Annotated in this window: 13 protein-coding genes; 5 read left to right on the top strand and 8 right to left on the bottom strand. The window is 46.5% G+C overall.

All coding sequences use genetic code 11. The annotated features are described in order from the left end of the window. Positions 1-220 precede the first annotated feature (220 nt). The 3 genes from BIZ37_RS02380 to BIZ37_RS02370 are packed head-to-tail and all read right to left on the bottom strand — an operon-like array spanning position 221 to position 2,807. On the bottom strand, positions 221-961 hold the full coding sequence (locus BIZ37_RS02380) for a sulfite exporter TauE/SafE family protein (protein WP_187460147.1): 741 nt from the start codon (positions 959-961) through the stop codon (positions 221-223). An 8-nt stretch (positions 962-969) separates the two neighbouring features. Beyond that, positions 970-1,857 carry a sugar phosphate isomerase/epimerase gene (locus tag BIZ37_RS02375; RefSeq protein WP_187460146.1) on the bottom strand — a complete coding sequence of 296 codons (888 nt, stop codon included), beginning with the start codon at positions 1,855-1,857 and terminating at the stop codon, positions 970-972. 59 nt (positions 1,858-1,916) lie between these two features. Continuing rightward, the gene (locus tag BIZ37_RS02370; RefSeq protein WP_187460145.1) at positions 1,917-2,807 is read right to left on the bottom strand and encodes a TIM barrel protein; all 891 of its coding nucleotides are present in this window, start codon (positions 2,805-2,807) and stop codon (positions 1,917-1,919) included. A gap of 200 nt (positions 2,808-3,007) precedes the next feature. Here BIZ37_RS02370 and BIZ37_RS02365 point away from each other — a divergent pair, with 200 nt between their 5' ends. The 3 genes from BIZ37_RS02365 to BIZ37_RS02355 are packed head-to-tail and all read left to right on the top strand — an operon-like array spanning position 3,008 to position 5,571. Next, positions 3,008-4,225 carry an acetyl-CoA C-acetyltransferase gene (locus tag BIZ37_RS02365; RefSeq protein ID WP_187460144.1) on the top strand — a complete coding sequence of 406 codons (1,218 nt, stop codon included), beginning with the start codon at positions 3,008-3,010 and terminating at the stop codon, positions 4,223-4,225. Positions 4,226-4,234: 9 nt separating this feature from the next. Then, complete coding sequence (locus tag BIZ37_RS02360) at positions 4,235-4,885, top strand: CoA transferase subunit A (protein ID WP_107296909.1); 651 nt, start codon at positions 4,235-4,237, stop codon at positions 4,883-4,885. A gap of 2 nt (positions 4,886-4,887) precedes the next feature. After that, positions 4,888-5,571, top strand: coding sequence for a 3-oxoacid CoA-transferase subunit B (locus BIZ37_RS02355; RefSeq protein WP_187460143.1), 684 nt, complete (start codon positions 4,888-4,890; stop codon positions 5,569-5,571). A 74-nt stretch (positions 5,572-5,645) separates the two neighbouring features. On the opposite strand, the gene BIZ37_RS02350 is transcribed toward BIZ37_RS02355, so the two are convergent. Beyond that, a complete protein-coding gene (locus BIZ37_RS02350; RefSeq protein ID WP_187460142.1) occupies positions 5,646-6,860 on the bottom strand; it encodes a sugar efflux transporter in 1,215 nt (404 codons plus the stop codon). 171 nt (positions 6,861-7,031) lie between these two features. On the opposite strand from BIZ37_RS02350, the gene BIZ37_RS02345 reads away from it, so the two are divergent. Both BIZ37_RS02345 and BIZ37_RS02340 read left to right on the top strand, forming a co-directional pair. Beyond that, positions 7,032-7,517, top strand: coding sequence for a hypothetical protein (locus BIZ37_RS02345; RefSeq protein WP_187460141.1), 486 nt, complete (start codon positions 7,032-7,034; stop codon positions 7,515-7,517). Positions 7,518-7,585: 68 nt separating this feature from the next. After that, positions 7,586-7,957, top strand: a complete 372-nt coding sequence (locus tag BIZ37_RS02340) for a helix-turn-helix domain-containing protein (RefSeq protein ID WP_255526651.1) — start codon at positions 7,586-7,588, stop codon at positions 7,955-7,957. Positions 7,958-7,989: 32 nt separating this feature from the next. Here the strand turns inward: BIZ37_RS02340 and phaC are convergent, their stop codons facing one another. The 4 genes from phaC to BIZ37_RS02320 form a co-directional block, all read right to left on the bottom strand. Beyond that, positions 7,990-9,798, bottom strand: coding sequence for a class I poly(R)-hydroxyalkanoic acid synthase (gene phaC, locus BIZ37_RS02335; protein WP_187460139.1), 1,809 nt, complete (start codon positions 9,796-9,798; stop codon positions 7,990-7,992). Between the two features lie 68 nt (positions 9,799-9,866). Then, positions 9,867-10,214 carry a phasin family protein gene (locus BIZ37_RS02330; protein WP_107296912.1) on the bottom strand — a complete coding sequence of 116 codons (348 nt, stop codon included), beginning with the start codon at positions 10,212-10,214 and terminating at the stop codon, positions 9,867-9,869. A 79-nt stretch (positions 10,215-10,293) separates the two neighbouring features. Next, positions 10,294-11,502, bottom strand: coding sequence for an acetyl-CoA C-acetyltransferase (locus BIZ37_RS02325; protein WP_107296913.1), 1,209 nt, complete (start codon positions 11,500-11,502; stop codon positions 10,294-10,296). A 38-nt stretch (positions 11,503-11,540) separates the two neighbouring features. Further along, positions 11,541-12,281 carry an SDR family oxidoreductase gene (locus BIZ37_RS02320; protein ID WP_107296914.1) on the bottom strand — a complete coding sequence of 247 codons (741 nt, stop codon included), beginning with the start codon at positions 12,279-12,281 and terminating at the stop codon, positions 11,541-11,543. Positions 12,282-12,753: the final 472 nt, after the last annotated feature.

The following is a 12,753-nucleotide window of genomic DNA, read 5'->3' as shown; positions in this document are numbered from 1 at the left end:
GAATAAATACCCTCAGACAATCTGATTTAAGAATAACCCCCTATTTCTCTATGCATCGCCATATGGATAATAATCAATCAAACAAAGAGAATGTAAACCAATCGTTAAAATGATAAATATTTGTTACTACGTGAGCGGTTATAAAGCCAATATAGTTGAAATATTAAAAAGCCGCAGAGTTATTACCCTACGGCTTTATATTAATCAGCATGAGTTGGAGCTAAAGTACATCAAATACTAATTTCATTCCTGATAAGAAAAGGAAGAGATAGCAAAGCCTATATACAACATCTTGGCTCACCCTATGTAGCAACCATACGCCCATATACACGCCAACGGGCGCGAGTGGCATCAGCACCATCGCCGTCATTAGGTTGGTGGTATCAAATTCTCCCAGCATACTGTATGGGATCAGCTTCGCCAGATTGATAATGCCGAACAACACAGCCATCGTGGCTATCAAAGTCACTTTTTCCAATCTCAGTGGCAATAGATAGATACTCGCTGGGCCACCACCGGCATGAATAGCAGTACTGGAGAAACCACCTAGACTACTCCACCACCATGCACTGGCTTTACCGGGCTTTTTATCTTGCTGACTGCCACTTAGCACATATTGCAAACAGAACAGCAGTGATAACACCCCAATCAGCAGTTTGAGTCCTGCTTCAGGTGTGACGCTAAGGAACAGCCCTGCTAACAACACCCCTAATAAAGAACCAGGCAGCATTTGCTTGAGAACAGAATAGTCAGCACTGCGGTAGTGCTGCCTAACCGCAAATGCGTCCATCACACACAGTATGGGAAGCAAGATGGCGGCAGCTTGCGTTGGCGATACTACAAGGGCCATCAGGGGGACCGCAATGATCCCCAATGCCCCGCCCAAACCGCCTTTACCAATCCCATAAATCAATACAGCAGGTACAGCAGTGATATAAAACCAAGGATCGGTAACTATCATTTCAAACCTTACATACAATGTTCAGCAAGATAACCACGGCTTTTCGCCATATCCACCTTAACATGTTCCAACTGAGTGACCGCCCGCTCTTGCTCGACGACAATCCAACCCTGATAATCAATATCCTTCAATACCTTGAAGACATTAGAAAAGTTGATACTTCCCTCACCTAGCGGACGAGTGAGCCCTTTACTGAACGCATTGGTCATGCCACAGCGATCGCGCATTGCGTTATGTAACTGCTGGCCGTCGACATCTTTGACATGCAGGTGTTCCAGACGCATGGCATAACGACGAATAAACTCTTCAGGTTTCATCCCATCGATAAACAAATGGCCAATGTCCAAGCACAAACCTAAACGTTCTGCAGGAATAGCACTCAACACCGAAGCGATCTCATCGGAAAACGCGACAAAGCCCCCCGAACTAGGATGAAGCAAGGTTCGTACACCTTTTTCTGCAGCCATCTCTGCCACTTCTGAGATAGTTGATATCATTGCCTGCAACTGTTCCTGCTTAAGCCTTGGTGCAATCACACCGTGCCCGACATAGGCATCTCTTGCAGTATTGGCGCGATCCATGATTATTAGCTTACCAACCCCTATGGCGCTGAGTAAATCAATCACCCGGCGTGCTTTGACAAGTATTTCCTGTTTGGAATCCGGGCTACTGAAATCACCATGAAGGTTACCAGCGCAAACTTTCATTCCTCTTACTCGCAGAGAGCTCGCAAGAATTGCCGGATCTTCAGGAAAGTATCCAACGGGCCCAAGTTCAATCCCTTCGTACCCCGCTTCACGGGCTTCCACCAACACTTTCGCCCAGCTAGGGTTTCCGCCTTGCTCTGAATTTTCTACTCCCCATGAGCAAGGTGCGCACGCTATCTTCATTGCCATAATGACATCCTCTACATGACAAACTACTAAACAATATTCTTTTGCAGACTACCTACGGGTTAAATGAAGCCTTTTTCAACCAAGAACTGACGGCTTTTCTTAATATCGGGTAACGTAGTGTCTGAATGACGCGGATCCCGCTCTTGTTCAATGGTGATCCAGCCATGGTAACCAATGGATTCCAAAGCATGGGCTACTTGGTCATAATCGACCGCACCTTCACCCAGCGGGCACATCACACCGTCGGCACAGGCTTGCCAAAAGCCTACCTGCTTCTCGATGGCTTGCTGCAAACGCTGTTGGTTTACGTCTTTGAAGTGGACATATTCCAATCGTTCTGCATATTCAACCAAGCTCTTGGCGGGATCCATGGTTGCGTAATAAAGGTGGCCGGTATCAAGGCATAGGCCAACTTCGTCAGCAGACAAGTCAGCCAGCATTCGATCAATCTCATCCCGGTACTCGATATAACCGCCGGCATGTGGATGGACAACAGCCCTGATATCATGGCGCTTGGCAATCTCGGCAATATCCCTGATGGTGCCCATCATTTGTGCCCAGCGCACAGCATCTAGTCTTGGTGCTTGCTCTGGCATGCCGGCATAGCGGCTTCTGATGTCATTGACACAATCGATGATCACCAGCTTTTCACAACCAATTTTTTGCAGTAACCCACACAAGCGTTTGGTTTTATTGATGATGTCTTCATAGTTACCAGATTCGGACAGAGGCTCGAAAATGGTACCCGCACAGATTTCCAGCTCTTTGACATACAGCGCTGTGTTTACCGTATCGGCATCGAGTGGCAAAAAACCGTAAGGCCCCAACTCTGTTCCGGTAAAACCACCCAGCCTTGCCTCTGACAACACTGTCATCCAATTTGGGTTATGTGGATTATCGGAAGATTCAACACCCCAACAGCAAGGTGCACATGCAATTGAATAACTCATAGTTCCACCCTCAAGTGATCCATTAACTGAATAAAATTAAATTACAGCCAGACTAATCACTCTGTAGTCGAAATGGCGTGACCAAGCGCGCATCTTATTTTTGCATTTTCGCAAATCAGATTTGAATCTATGCCTATAACACCCTCAAGCCTCCCGCCCATACACTGTTGATAACAAATCACACTGAAACAGGAAGTTGTATGGAATCTGTATACATTGTTGCCGCAAAGCGCACCCCTATCGGCAGCTTCAATGGTGCCCTCGCCCCAGTCTCTGCACCTCAGTTGGGAGCTACCGCCATCAAAGGGGCCTTAGAGCAATGTCATCTCGATCCAAGCCTGGTTGATGAGGTAATTGCAGGTAATGTCCTAAGCGCCGGTATCGGCATGGGCCCTGGCAGACAAGCAGCGGTATTAGCAGGCATTCCTGAAACCGTACCTGCTTATACCCTGAATATGATCTGTGGCTCTGGCATGAAAACCGTGATGGATGGTGTCAGCCATATTCGAGCCGGTGAGGCTGAGATTGTTATCGCCTGTGGAATGGAAAGTATGTCGCAAGCACCTTTCATTTCTGCAAACCCACTGCGTGATGGCGTAAAGATGGGCCAACTGACCCTTGATGACTCAATTATCAAAGATGGCCTAACCGACGTGTTCAACCAATACCACATGGGGATCACCGCAGAGAACATTGCCGAACTTCACGAACTAAGCCGTGAAGAGCAAGACCAATTTGCCCTTTCCAGCCAGCAGAAAGCGACAGCAGCTATCCAAGAACATGGCTTCAGCGATGAAATTGAACCGGTCAATGTCTCCCACCGCCGCCAGCAATACAATGTCAGCATTGATGAATACCCAAAAGCCGATGCGACTTTTGAAAAACTACAAAGCCTTCGTACCGCCTTTAAGAAAGATGGTACCGTCACTGCCGGTAATGCTTCTGGTATAAATGATGGCGCATCCGCCATTATCCTTGCTTCCAAGGCTGCTATTGAGCGCTATAACCTCACCCCAATGGCAGAGATCGTCGCTTGCGGCCAAGCAGGCCTTTCGCCAAAAGTAATGGGACTCGGCCCTGTGCCTGCTATTGCCAATGCCCTCGACAAAGCCAAACTGACACTGGCAGATATCGAATGTTTCGAGCTTAATGAAGCGTTTGCAGCCCAAGCATTAGGTGTAATGAAAGAACTGTGCGAAAAGCACGGTGTGGATAGGTCTTGGCTCGAATCCCGCACTAACTTAAATGGCGGTGCAATCGCCCTTGGTCATCCTCTGGGGGCTTCAGGCAACCGTATCCTGACCACATTGATTTACCAACTTGAACGCTCACAGCAAACCTATGGCTTGGCCTCCCTCTGTATCGGTGGCGGTATGGGCACAGCCGTGATTATCCGTCGATGCCAGGCCAATAAATAGGAGCCAATGATGAAGAAATCTATTACTGCCAGCGAGATCGCCAACCTACTGCGCGATGATATGACCATCATGATCGGTGGCTTTATGGCCAACGGGGCACCTGAAGGACTGATTGATATCATCCTTGAGTCAGGAATTAAAAATATCACCTTGATTACTACTGACACCGGTACACCTGAGTCAGGATCTGGCCGTCTAATTAAAGCCAAGCGTATCGGCAAGCTGTATGCCTCTCATATTGGCACCAACCCAGAAACCGGTGCCCAAATGAATAGTGGCGAGCTGGATGTTGAGCTCGTACCGCAAGGCACATTGGCCGAGCGCATCCGTGCTGCAGGGGCTGGCCTTGGTGGTGTCTTGACACCTACTGGCCTCGGTACACTGGTTGCTGAATCCAAGCAAGTCATTCAAATCGATGGCAAAGACTTCCTACTGGAAAAACCGCTACGAGCAGATCTTGCTTTGATCCGTGGCTCCGTTGTCGATACCAAAGGTAACACCGTCTACAAAGGCACAACCCAGAACTTCAACCCATTAATGGCCACAGCCGCAGAGACTGTCATTATCGAAGCAGCAAGCTTGGTCAACGCTGGTGACATTGCTCCAGAAGCCGTACACACACCAGGACTGTTCATTGACCACATTTACCAAGGAGCCTAACCATGACAATTCAACGAGAAAAGCACCAGATCCGACGCATGATTGCATGGCGCGTGGCTCAAGAGCTCCATGATGGTGACGTGGTAAACCTCGGTATCGGCCTTCCAAGCCTGGTAGCCAATGAGACTTCATCAGATATCGAGATCCTACTGCAAGCCGAAAATGGTCTTATCGGCATCGGAGAAATGCCAGATGAGACAAATATTGACCAAGACCTGGTCAATGCCGGTGGCCAACCGATTACCGCCACAACAGGCGCATGTACTTTCCACAGTGCGGATTCATTTACCATCATCCGTGGTGGGCACGTAGATGCAACGGTACTGGGTGCATTGCAGGTAGACCAGTTCGGTAACCTGGCTAACTGGATCATTCCTGGCAAAATGGTACCGGGTATGGGCGGTGCGATGGATCTTGTGGTTGGTGCCAAGAAGGTTATCGTTGCGATGGAACACACCGTCAAGGGTAAACCAAAACTGCTCAAGCATTGCTCACTGCCGCTCACCGCAGCCAATCAGGTCGATTTGATCGTGACTGAAATGGGGGTCATCAAGATCACCGAACAAGGCATGATGTTGACCGAACTGGCTCCGGGCACCACCATTGATGAAATACAGGCAGCGACAGAAGCAGAGTTGATCATATCACCAGACTTGAGAGCAATGCCGATCCCAAGCGATCTTTAATATCGGCACTTCTTGCCTGAAACAACACCGAGAGCTCATTCATAAATGACTCTCGGTGTTACTTTATTAAGGGTTCACGCCCTCGCATACCCCTCATTCTTGCAAGAATGATTTCGTTTGAACCACATATCCTGCCCTAAGCGAATTGCCAGCGAAATAACGACCGCTGCAAAGCACACCCACAAAGCCATATAGTAAGTAAAGTACTCACCGAGAATACCAATAGCTAAACTAGCAAGTAGCAAACTAGCTTGTATCGCATTAGAGAACAAAGTAGTTGCTGTTCCCACTTGGCCTTTCATCATGTCTTGCAACACAACCATACCCAGTGTCGCTATCGAGCCAACAAACAAACCATTGAGTAACTGTAAGGCTAGCAGTGCCGATTCGGTGTTAAATATTGCCATACCTGCAAAAAACAAGCAGCCAAACATTACGCCGTTATTTAACAGTCGGTGAGGCCCCCACTTAACGGTCAGTAGCCCAATCCCCAGCATAATGGGAATTTCAAACAAAGCTGCTAATCCCATCATATTTCCAACCAGGCCACTTCCATAATCGAGTTCATGAGTAAGGTATAGAGGGATGGTTGTTAGGTAGAGGTTGTTGGCAAGAAACATCAAAACTAAAGACACCAAGAACACTAACACCGATACTTGACGATACCAGGGTTGGAACGACCGCTCTGATGATTCTTGGGCATCATAACCCTTAGCTTGAGTTTTTTGGCTGCTGGGCAAAGTCAATACAATAAACAAAGTCACTATTCCGCACATTGCTGCCAACAAAAAAGTTAACGTGAACCCATACTTTGATTGCGCCATGAAAGCCATTGGCGGGCCGCATACCCAAGCCAACGCAATACTTGCGCGCATAGTATTAAGAAAAAGTGTTCCCTTCTCACCCAAATGCTCATCAGCGTACTCCCGCCCCATGGCAAATACTTGGGGAAAGGCCGCGCTGCTAATACTCGTAATCGTGACGACGACAACCAAAGCGTGCCAATATTCCCTATTCCAAGCAAAGAAGAAGGCAGTAACGATATAGCAAACGAATGCCACTATGATGAGCCTTTGACGACTTGTGCCGTTATCGGAGTAAAAAGCCATGCGCTGGGAAACCACAATGGCACTTAGGACACTACAAACTAAGTACAAGCTGATCTTAAATGGTGTTGCTTGCAATGCTTCTACCAGATACAAGGTCGTGAGAGGAAATAGAAAAGCACCACCTAAACCAGAGAAAAAAGTTGTCGCGACAAAGCATATAATGGGGCGATTGATTAACATTCGAAAACCTTAAGCAAGAGTGTGACTTAATTCACAACAAGTCTACAGCGGCTATCTACTTGATGTTGTATCCTTCCTCCATTTCCTAATACTATTCATTCACAATGGTGTGACGTTATGAGTGCATTATATTAGTTAGCTTGTTCTGCTCAGGATAAGGCACCGAAATCAATGAAGCCCTACATAGAAAAAATCAATCCAGACAGTAATACGACATGGCGATTGGAACACTATCTCTCTTTAGAAGAGTCTTATGAGCTGAAGTGCGATTGGCATTACCATCACGAATATGAGTTGGTCCTGTGCCATGATCCAGGGGGAGCCGTTCAATGCACTGCAGTCAGTGGCGATCACTGCTACGAACAAGCTCACAATACATTGGTTCTATATGGGCCAGGGTTGCCCCATATGATGTCAGGTTATGTTCATGCCAAGAAAGATATGCCGGTCAGTAACCATATTCTTTGGTTTGATCCTAGGTGGATTGAAAAACTCATCCAAGCAGAACCCGCACTGCAGCTACTAAACAATACGCTCAAACGCTCAAACGCTCAAAAAATGGAATCAAGTTCAGCCAGCAATGTGCCGAACAAGTCTCAAAGTTACTCCGAGAAACCCAGCAACTCTCCCCTGCTCGTCAATTTAATCATATTGTAAATATCTTACTTTGCCTTGCCGAAGATGATTATGCACAGTCACTCACATCAAGCAGCTACAGCTATCACTTGCCTGATGATGGCAGTAGTCAGCTAAGCCGTTTAAAGAAGCTTCAATGTTATATTGAAAAAAACTATCAAAGGCAGATAAAGATTATAGAGATTTGCAATGAGCTTCACATGAGCGAAAGTTCTGTTTACCGCCTGTTTGAACGTCACTTTATGGAAAGTTTTGCCGACCATCTCAAGCGCTACCGAATAGGAAAAGCTTGCGAGAAAATCATTAATACCGAATTACCTATTGCACTCATTGCTGAGCAGACAGGTTTTGCCAATTTGTCTAACTTTAACCGTCAATTCAAACAACAAAAGCGGATGACACCTAGCCAATTTCGGAGCATGTTCCGGCACAACCGCACAAAGAAAAAAGCCAACGCATAAGCGTTGGCTTCACTCATAGAAATATTGCTGAATTAAGCTTCTTCCGGTTGGCCTTGCAACACGTTAGAGACTTCAATTGGCAACTTTTGCATGACATAGTCACCTGGTGCAGCGCACTTAACTGGGAAGTTATCACTACCTGCAGAGCGTGCATCAACCACCTCAGCCTCTTCAAAGCCTGCCATCCACTCGTTCCAGTGGCCCCACCAAGAACCTTCTTGGCGTTTAGCCCCTTTCAACCATGTTTCAGGTTCGGCCGAAGCCTTATCGTTAGTCCAGAAGCCGTACTTGTTCTTAGCCGGGTGGTTAACAATGCCGGCAATATGGCCAGACTCGCCCAGTACAAATGTGGACTTACCGCCAAGTTTACGTGCACCACGGTAAGTACCCTGCCACAACGCAATATGATCTTCTTGAGTTGAGATAAAGTAAGTAGGGATCTTGATCTTCGCCAGATCAATATACACACCACCCACTTTGAACCCTTTCGGATCAACAAGACGGTTTTCCAAGTAGAACTGGCGCAGCAATGTGCTGTGACACGCTACCGCTACATTGGTACTATCACCATTCCAGTACAGCAGATCGAAATCGATCGGGCTGTTACCTTTCAGGTAATTGTTAATGTAGTAGTTCCAGTACAGGCTGTTTTCACGCAGCAGGCTGAACGTGACGCTCAAAGAGCGGCCATCCATATACCCTTTCGCTTCGTTCTGCGCCTCAATGGCCGAGATGATCGGATCATTGATGTAGGCACCAATTTCTCCCGGTTGGGAGAAATCCAACAACGTAGTAAAGAATGTCGCCGACTTAATACGGCTGCGCATACGCTTAGCCGAATAGTAAGCTAATGCCGTTGCGAGTAGTGTACCGCCAATGCAGTAACCCGCCGCATTGATTTGCTTCTCACCAGTGATGTCTTCAATTACATCAACGGCTTTAACCACGCCATCAACAACGTAGTTGTCGAAATCAACATCGTACATGCTGGCATCTGGGTTACGCCAAGACATCATAAATACTGTATGCCCCTGCTCGACCAGCCAGCGCACCATGGAATTCTTCTCGCGAAGATCCAAGATATAGTACTTGTTGATAAACGGCGGCACGATCAAAAGCGGTGTCGCGTTGACTTTTTCAGTCAGTGGCTTGTATTGAATCAACTCGAACAGGTGGTTTTTGTAGACAACATCACCGGCGGTGTTTGCTACATTCTCACCTAGCTGGAAAGCCGCATCATTGGTCATGCGGATTTTCAACACATCGGCACTCGACTGCATGTCTTGCTGAAGCAACTCCATCCCTTTGATCAGGTTTTCACCATTACTCTCAACCGTCAGCTTCGCCAGCTCAGGGTTGGTGGTGATAAAGTTGGTCGGCGACAATGCATTGATCGCCTGACGCGAAAAGAAGCCCAAACGCTCTTTCGACTTCTCATCAAGCCCTTCAATCGACTCGATGGACTCTTTCATCTTATTGCTAAACAGCAAATAAGATTGCTTGATATAGTTGTAAAACGCCTCATTTTCCCATGCAGGGTCCGTGAAGCGCTTATCATCTTTTTCGGGCTGAATAAAATCTGACGTATCGCCACTTTTCATGACGACATTTTGCCAAATCTTCATTTGGTTTTCCCACCAGTCCATTTGCAATTCGGCAATGACGGCTGGCTGCGCTGATGCTTTTTCGATGAACTTGGTCGTATCTTCCAAGCTAACTTCATTGAGCGCTTTATTAAGGGGGGTATTCATGGCTGCCTTGCCTGAATCCAGCTCCTTCCACCACATCTGGTTCATTTCTTGGAGCTTGGCAAAGTAGTCCGAAAAAAAGTTCTGGTTCATGCCAATGACCTCTAATTTTGGACTAAAAATGCCGCCCCGGAGCGGGGGCGGCAGAGTGGTCATTTTGATTAAGCTGGAGTAACTTGCTTTACGTTTTCAGCCACTAGCTCTTCAACTTCAGACTTGAAAGACTGAGCAATTGCAGTGAACTTGTTGCTGTCATCGATTAGCTGCTGAGAAAGCTTAGTCAATGTTTCTAGCTGCTGGCTGTTGTAAGCAGCAAATGACTGAACGTCTTTTACTTCGCTAACAGCTTTAAGCTGAGATAGGCCAAGGTCGCTGTAAGCGCGAACAGCGGCAAGCTGAAGCTCAGTTAGATCTTCAACGTTCTTAGTGAACAGCTTGTTGAACTTAACGTATGGTGCAAGTGATTTTTCAGTCTGCTCAGAGAAAGATTTAAACATTTCCGTATACATAGCTTGTTTCCTTCATTAAAAGAATGATTGAGTACCTGTGCCATGATGAATACAGGTACTGGTTAGCTTTACAATTGAATTAGACGCTCTTCAGTACAATTGCTGTACCCATACCACCACCAACACACAACGTGGCAAGGCCATGCTCTGTGCCGCGACGGCGCATTTCGTGAAGAAGGCTGACAATAATACGGTTACCTGAAGCACCCAGTGGGTGGCCCAGTGCAATCGCACCACCATTTACGTTGGAACGCTCGGCCAGATCTTCAACTGGAGATCCAAGCTCGTCGGCCAACTCATGTAGTACACCTAGTGCCTGACCCGCAAAGGCTTCGTTGAATTCAAACAGGCCAACATCAGCGATATTGAGTTCTGCTTTATCTAGTGCTTTAACCACAGCAGGGACCGGACCTAAGCCCATCACCTCTGGAGCAATACCCGCTTGGGCATAGCTCTCGATTTCTGCTAGCGGAGTTAGGCCATATTTTTCAACAGCAGCTTCTGAAGCAACGATAATTGCACTTGCACCATCATTGATACCTGACGCATTACCTGCTGTAACAGAGCCACCTTCTTTCTTGAATGCCGGGCGAAGTTTCGCCAAACCTTCAATACTTGCGTCCGCCTTTGGATACTCATCGGTATCTACAACACTGGTTTTTCTTCGAACAGTCACTTCTACAGGTGCAATTTCACCTGCGAACTTGCCTTGTTCGATAGCAGCCACTGCTTTTTGCTGGCTTGCAAGTGCAAAGTTGTCTTGTTGTTCGCGATTAAGGCCCACTTTGGCAACAACATTTTCAGCTGTTACACCCATGTGGTACTTATTGAAGACATCGGTTAGACCGTCAGAGATAAGAAGATCATCCAGGCTTAGTGAGCCCATTTTCTGACCATCACGGATTGTGGCTGGTGCACAGAATGGAATCTGTGACATGTTTTCTGCACCAGCAGCGACAACAAGTTCAGCATCACCGGCCTTGATATGAGCAGCAGCATCCATTACCGCTTTCATACCCGAACCACATACCATGTTAAGGCTGTACGCTGGTACTTCCTGAGGGACGCCGGCATAGATAGCAGCCTGACGACCAGGACCCATACCTTGTCCAGCACCAACAACATTACCAAGAATAACTTCATCAAGGTTTGCTGGGTCAACCTTCGCTTCTTCCAGTGCGGCTTTAATTGCCACAGCAGCTAGTTGTGAAGCAGGAACTGATTTCAGCGCACCATTGAAACTACCGATAGGCGTACGTTTAGCCGCAACGATATATACTTTTGACATGATTTTTTGCGTCCTTTCGAAATTCAGAAATTAAACCATTAGTGCATGTACAAGCCGCCATTCACAGACAGTGTTTCGCCTGTGATGTAAGCAGCAGCATCGCTCGCCAAGAAAGTGACCGCTGCTGCAACTTCAGCAGGAGCAGCAAGACGCTTCATTGGGATCTCAGCTTTAATGCTATCTAGTACTTCTGGCTTAATTGCTTCTACCATTGGTGTACCGGTGTAACCTGGGGCAATGGCATTAACAGTAACACCTGAGCGTGCACCTTCGGCAGCCAGTGCTTTGGTGAAGCCGATCATCCCTGCCTTCGCAGCGGAGTAGTTCGCCTGACCGAATTGACCTTTAAGACCATTTACTGAGGAAATATTGATTACGCGTGAATTACCGTGTTCGCACATTGATGCAAAAAGCGGCTGAGTCACGTTAAACAAACTGTTCAAGTTTGTCGTGATTACATCACCCCACTGCTCTTTAGACATACGCTTAAACGTTGTATCACGTGTAATACCAGCGTTATTGACAAGCACGTCAATGTTACCTTCCTCTTGCAACAATGTTGCCAATGCTTCTGCACAATAATCAGCATCTGTAACATCTAGCGGGAACAAACGAACCTGCTCTTCTGAATAATTATTCTCTTTAAACCATTCTTTAGCTTTGGCTTCACCGCTTGGGAAATATGTGGCAATCACACGAAAACCCGCATCAACTAATCCTTTAGTGATCGCTGAACCAATACCACCTTTTGCACCAGTTACTAATGCTTTTTTACTCATTACAGAAGACTCCATTCCATCTTTATGATGACTTACCATCCCTAAAATCAAAAACTTATAATTGTTTTATCAATAAGGACCACTAACCAACGTAGGCTGTTTCTCAGCCTTATTTTTAATCTTGTTGCATCCTAGCGAGTGAAAAAGACACTTGGGTGACTTTTACATTGCACAAATATTATAAGAACACATGCTCATAGCAATATCAACACAGAGCATCAATGGTCGTACCAATATTCCCGCATAGAATCACGCTTATTTGCAAAGTCAGGATTAACAAATGAATGTATTAACAATGTTAATACATATAAGCACAATAAGTGCCAAGTTTTATATAAGTAAAAACAATGGTCTAGAATGAGATGAAAGCTGTTTTTTGACTTCCGTTAGTGCAGAAGCGCACTAACAAAGTGCAGTCATAGTCACCAAATTACAGAGGTATGACCTGTTTCAAGGGTTAAACAAGAGGTTA

This window comes from Photobacterium sp. BZF1, assembly GCF_014349205.1.
Classification (GTDB): Bacteria; Pseudomonadota; Gammaproteobacteria; order Enterobacterales; family Vibrionaceae; genus Photobacterium.
The sequence above is the reverse complement of the archived record's forward strand: the minus strand, read 5'-3'. Positions and strand labels throughout refer to the sequence as shown.

Bases quoted from the DNA above. Each gene is read 5' to 3' on its own strand.
- BIZ37_RS02365 (WP_187460144.1), top strand. From the start codon at position 3,008: ATGGAATCTGTATACATTGTTGCCGCAAAGCGCACCCCTATCGGCAGC.
- BIZ37_RS02355 (WP_187460143.1), top strand. From the start codon at position 4,888: ATGACAATTCAACGAGAAAAGCACCAGATCCGACGCATGATTGCATGG.
- BIZ37_RS02345 (WP_187460141.1), top strand. From the start codon at position 7,032: ATGAAGCCCTACATAGAAAAAATCAATCCAGACAGTAATACGACATGG.
- BIZ37_RS02350 (WP_187460142.1), bottom strand. From the start codon at position 6,860: ATGTTAATCAATCGCCCCATTATATGCTTTGTCGCGACAACTTTTTTC.
- BIZ37_RS02370 (WP_187460145.1), bottom strand. From the start codon at position 2,807: ATGAGTTATTCAATTGCATGTGCACCTTGCTGTTGGGGTGTTGAATCT.
- BIZ37_RS02320 (WP_107296914.1), bottom strand. From the start codon at position 12,281: ATGAGTAAAAAAGCATTAGTAACTGGTGCAAAAGGTGGTATTGGTTCA.
- BIZ37_RS02360 (WP_107296909.1), top strand. From the start codon at position 4,235: ATGAAGAAATCTATTACTGCCAGCGAGATCGCCAACCTACTGCGCGAT.
- BIZ37_RS02380 (WP_187460147.1), bottom strand. From the start codon at position 961: ATGATAGTTACCGATCCTTGGTTTTATATCACTGCTGTACCTGCTGTA.
- phaC (WP_187460139.1), bottom strand. From the start codon at position 9,798: ATGAACCAGAACTTTTTTTCGGACTACTTTGCCAAGCTCCAAGAAATG.
- BIZ37_RS02325 (WP_107296913.1), bottom strand. From the start codon at position 11,502: ATGTCAAAAGTATATATCGTTGCGGCTAAACGTACGCCTATCGGTAGT.
- BIZ37_RS02375 (WP_187460146.1), bottom strand. From the start codon at position 1,857: ATGGCAATGAAGATAGCGTGCGCACCTTGCTCATGGGGAGTAGAAAAT.
- BIZ37_RS02330 (WP_107296912.1), bottom strand. From the start codon at position 10,214: ATGTATACGGAAATGTTTAAATCTTTCTCTGAGCAGACTGAAAAATCA.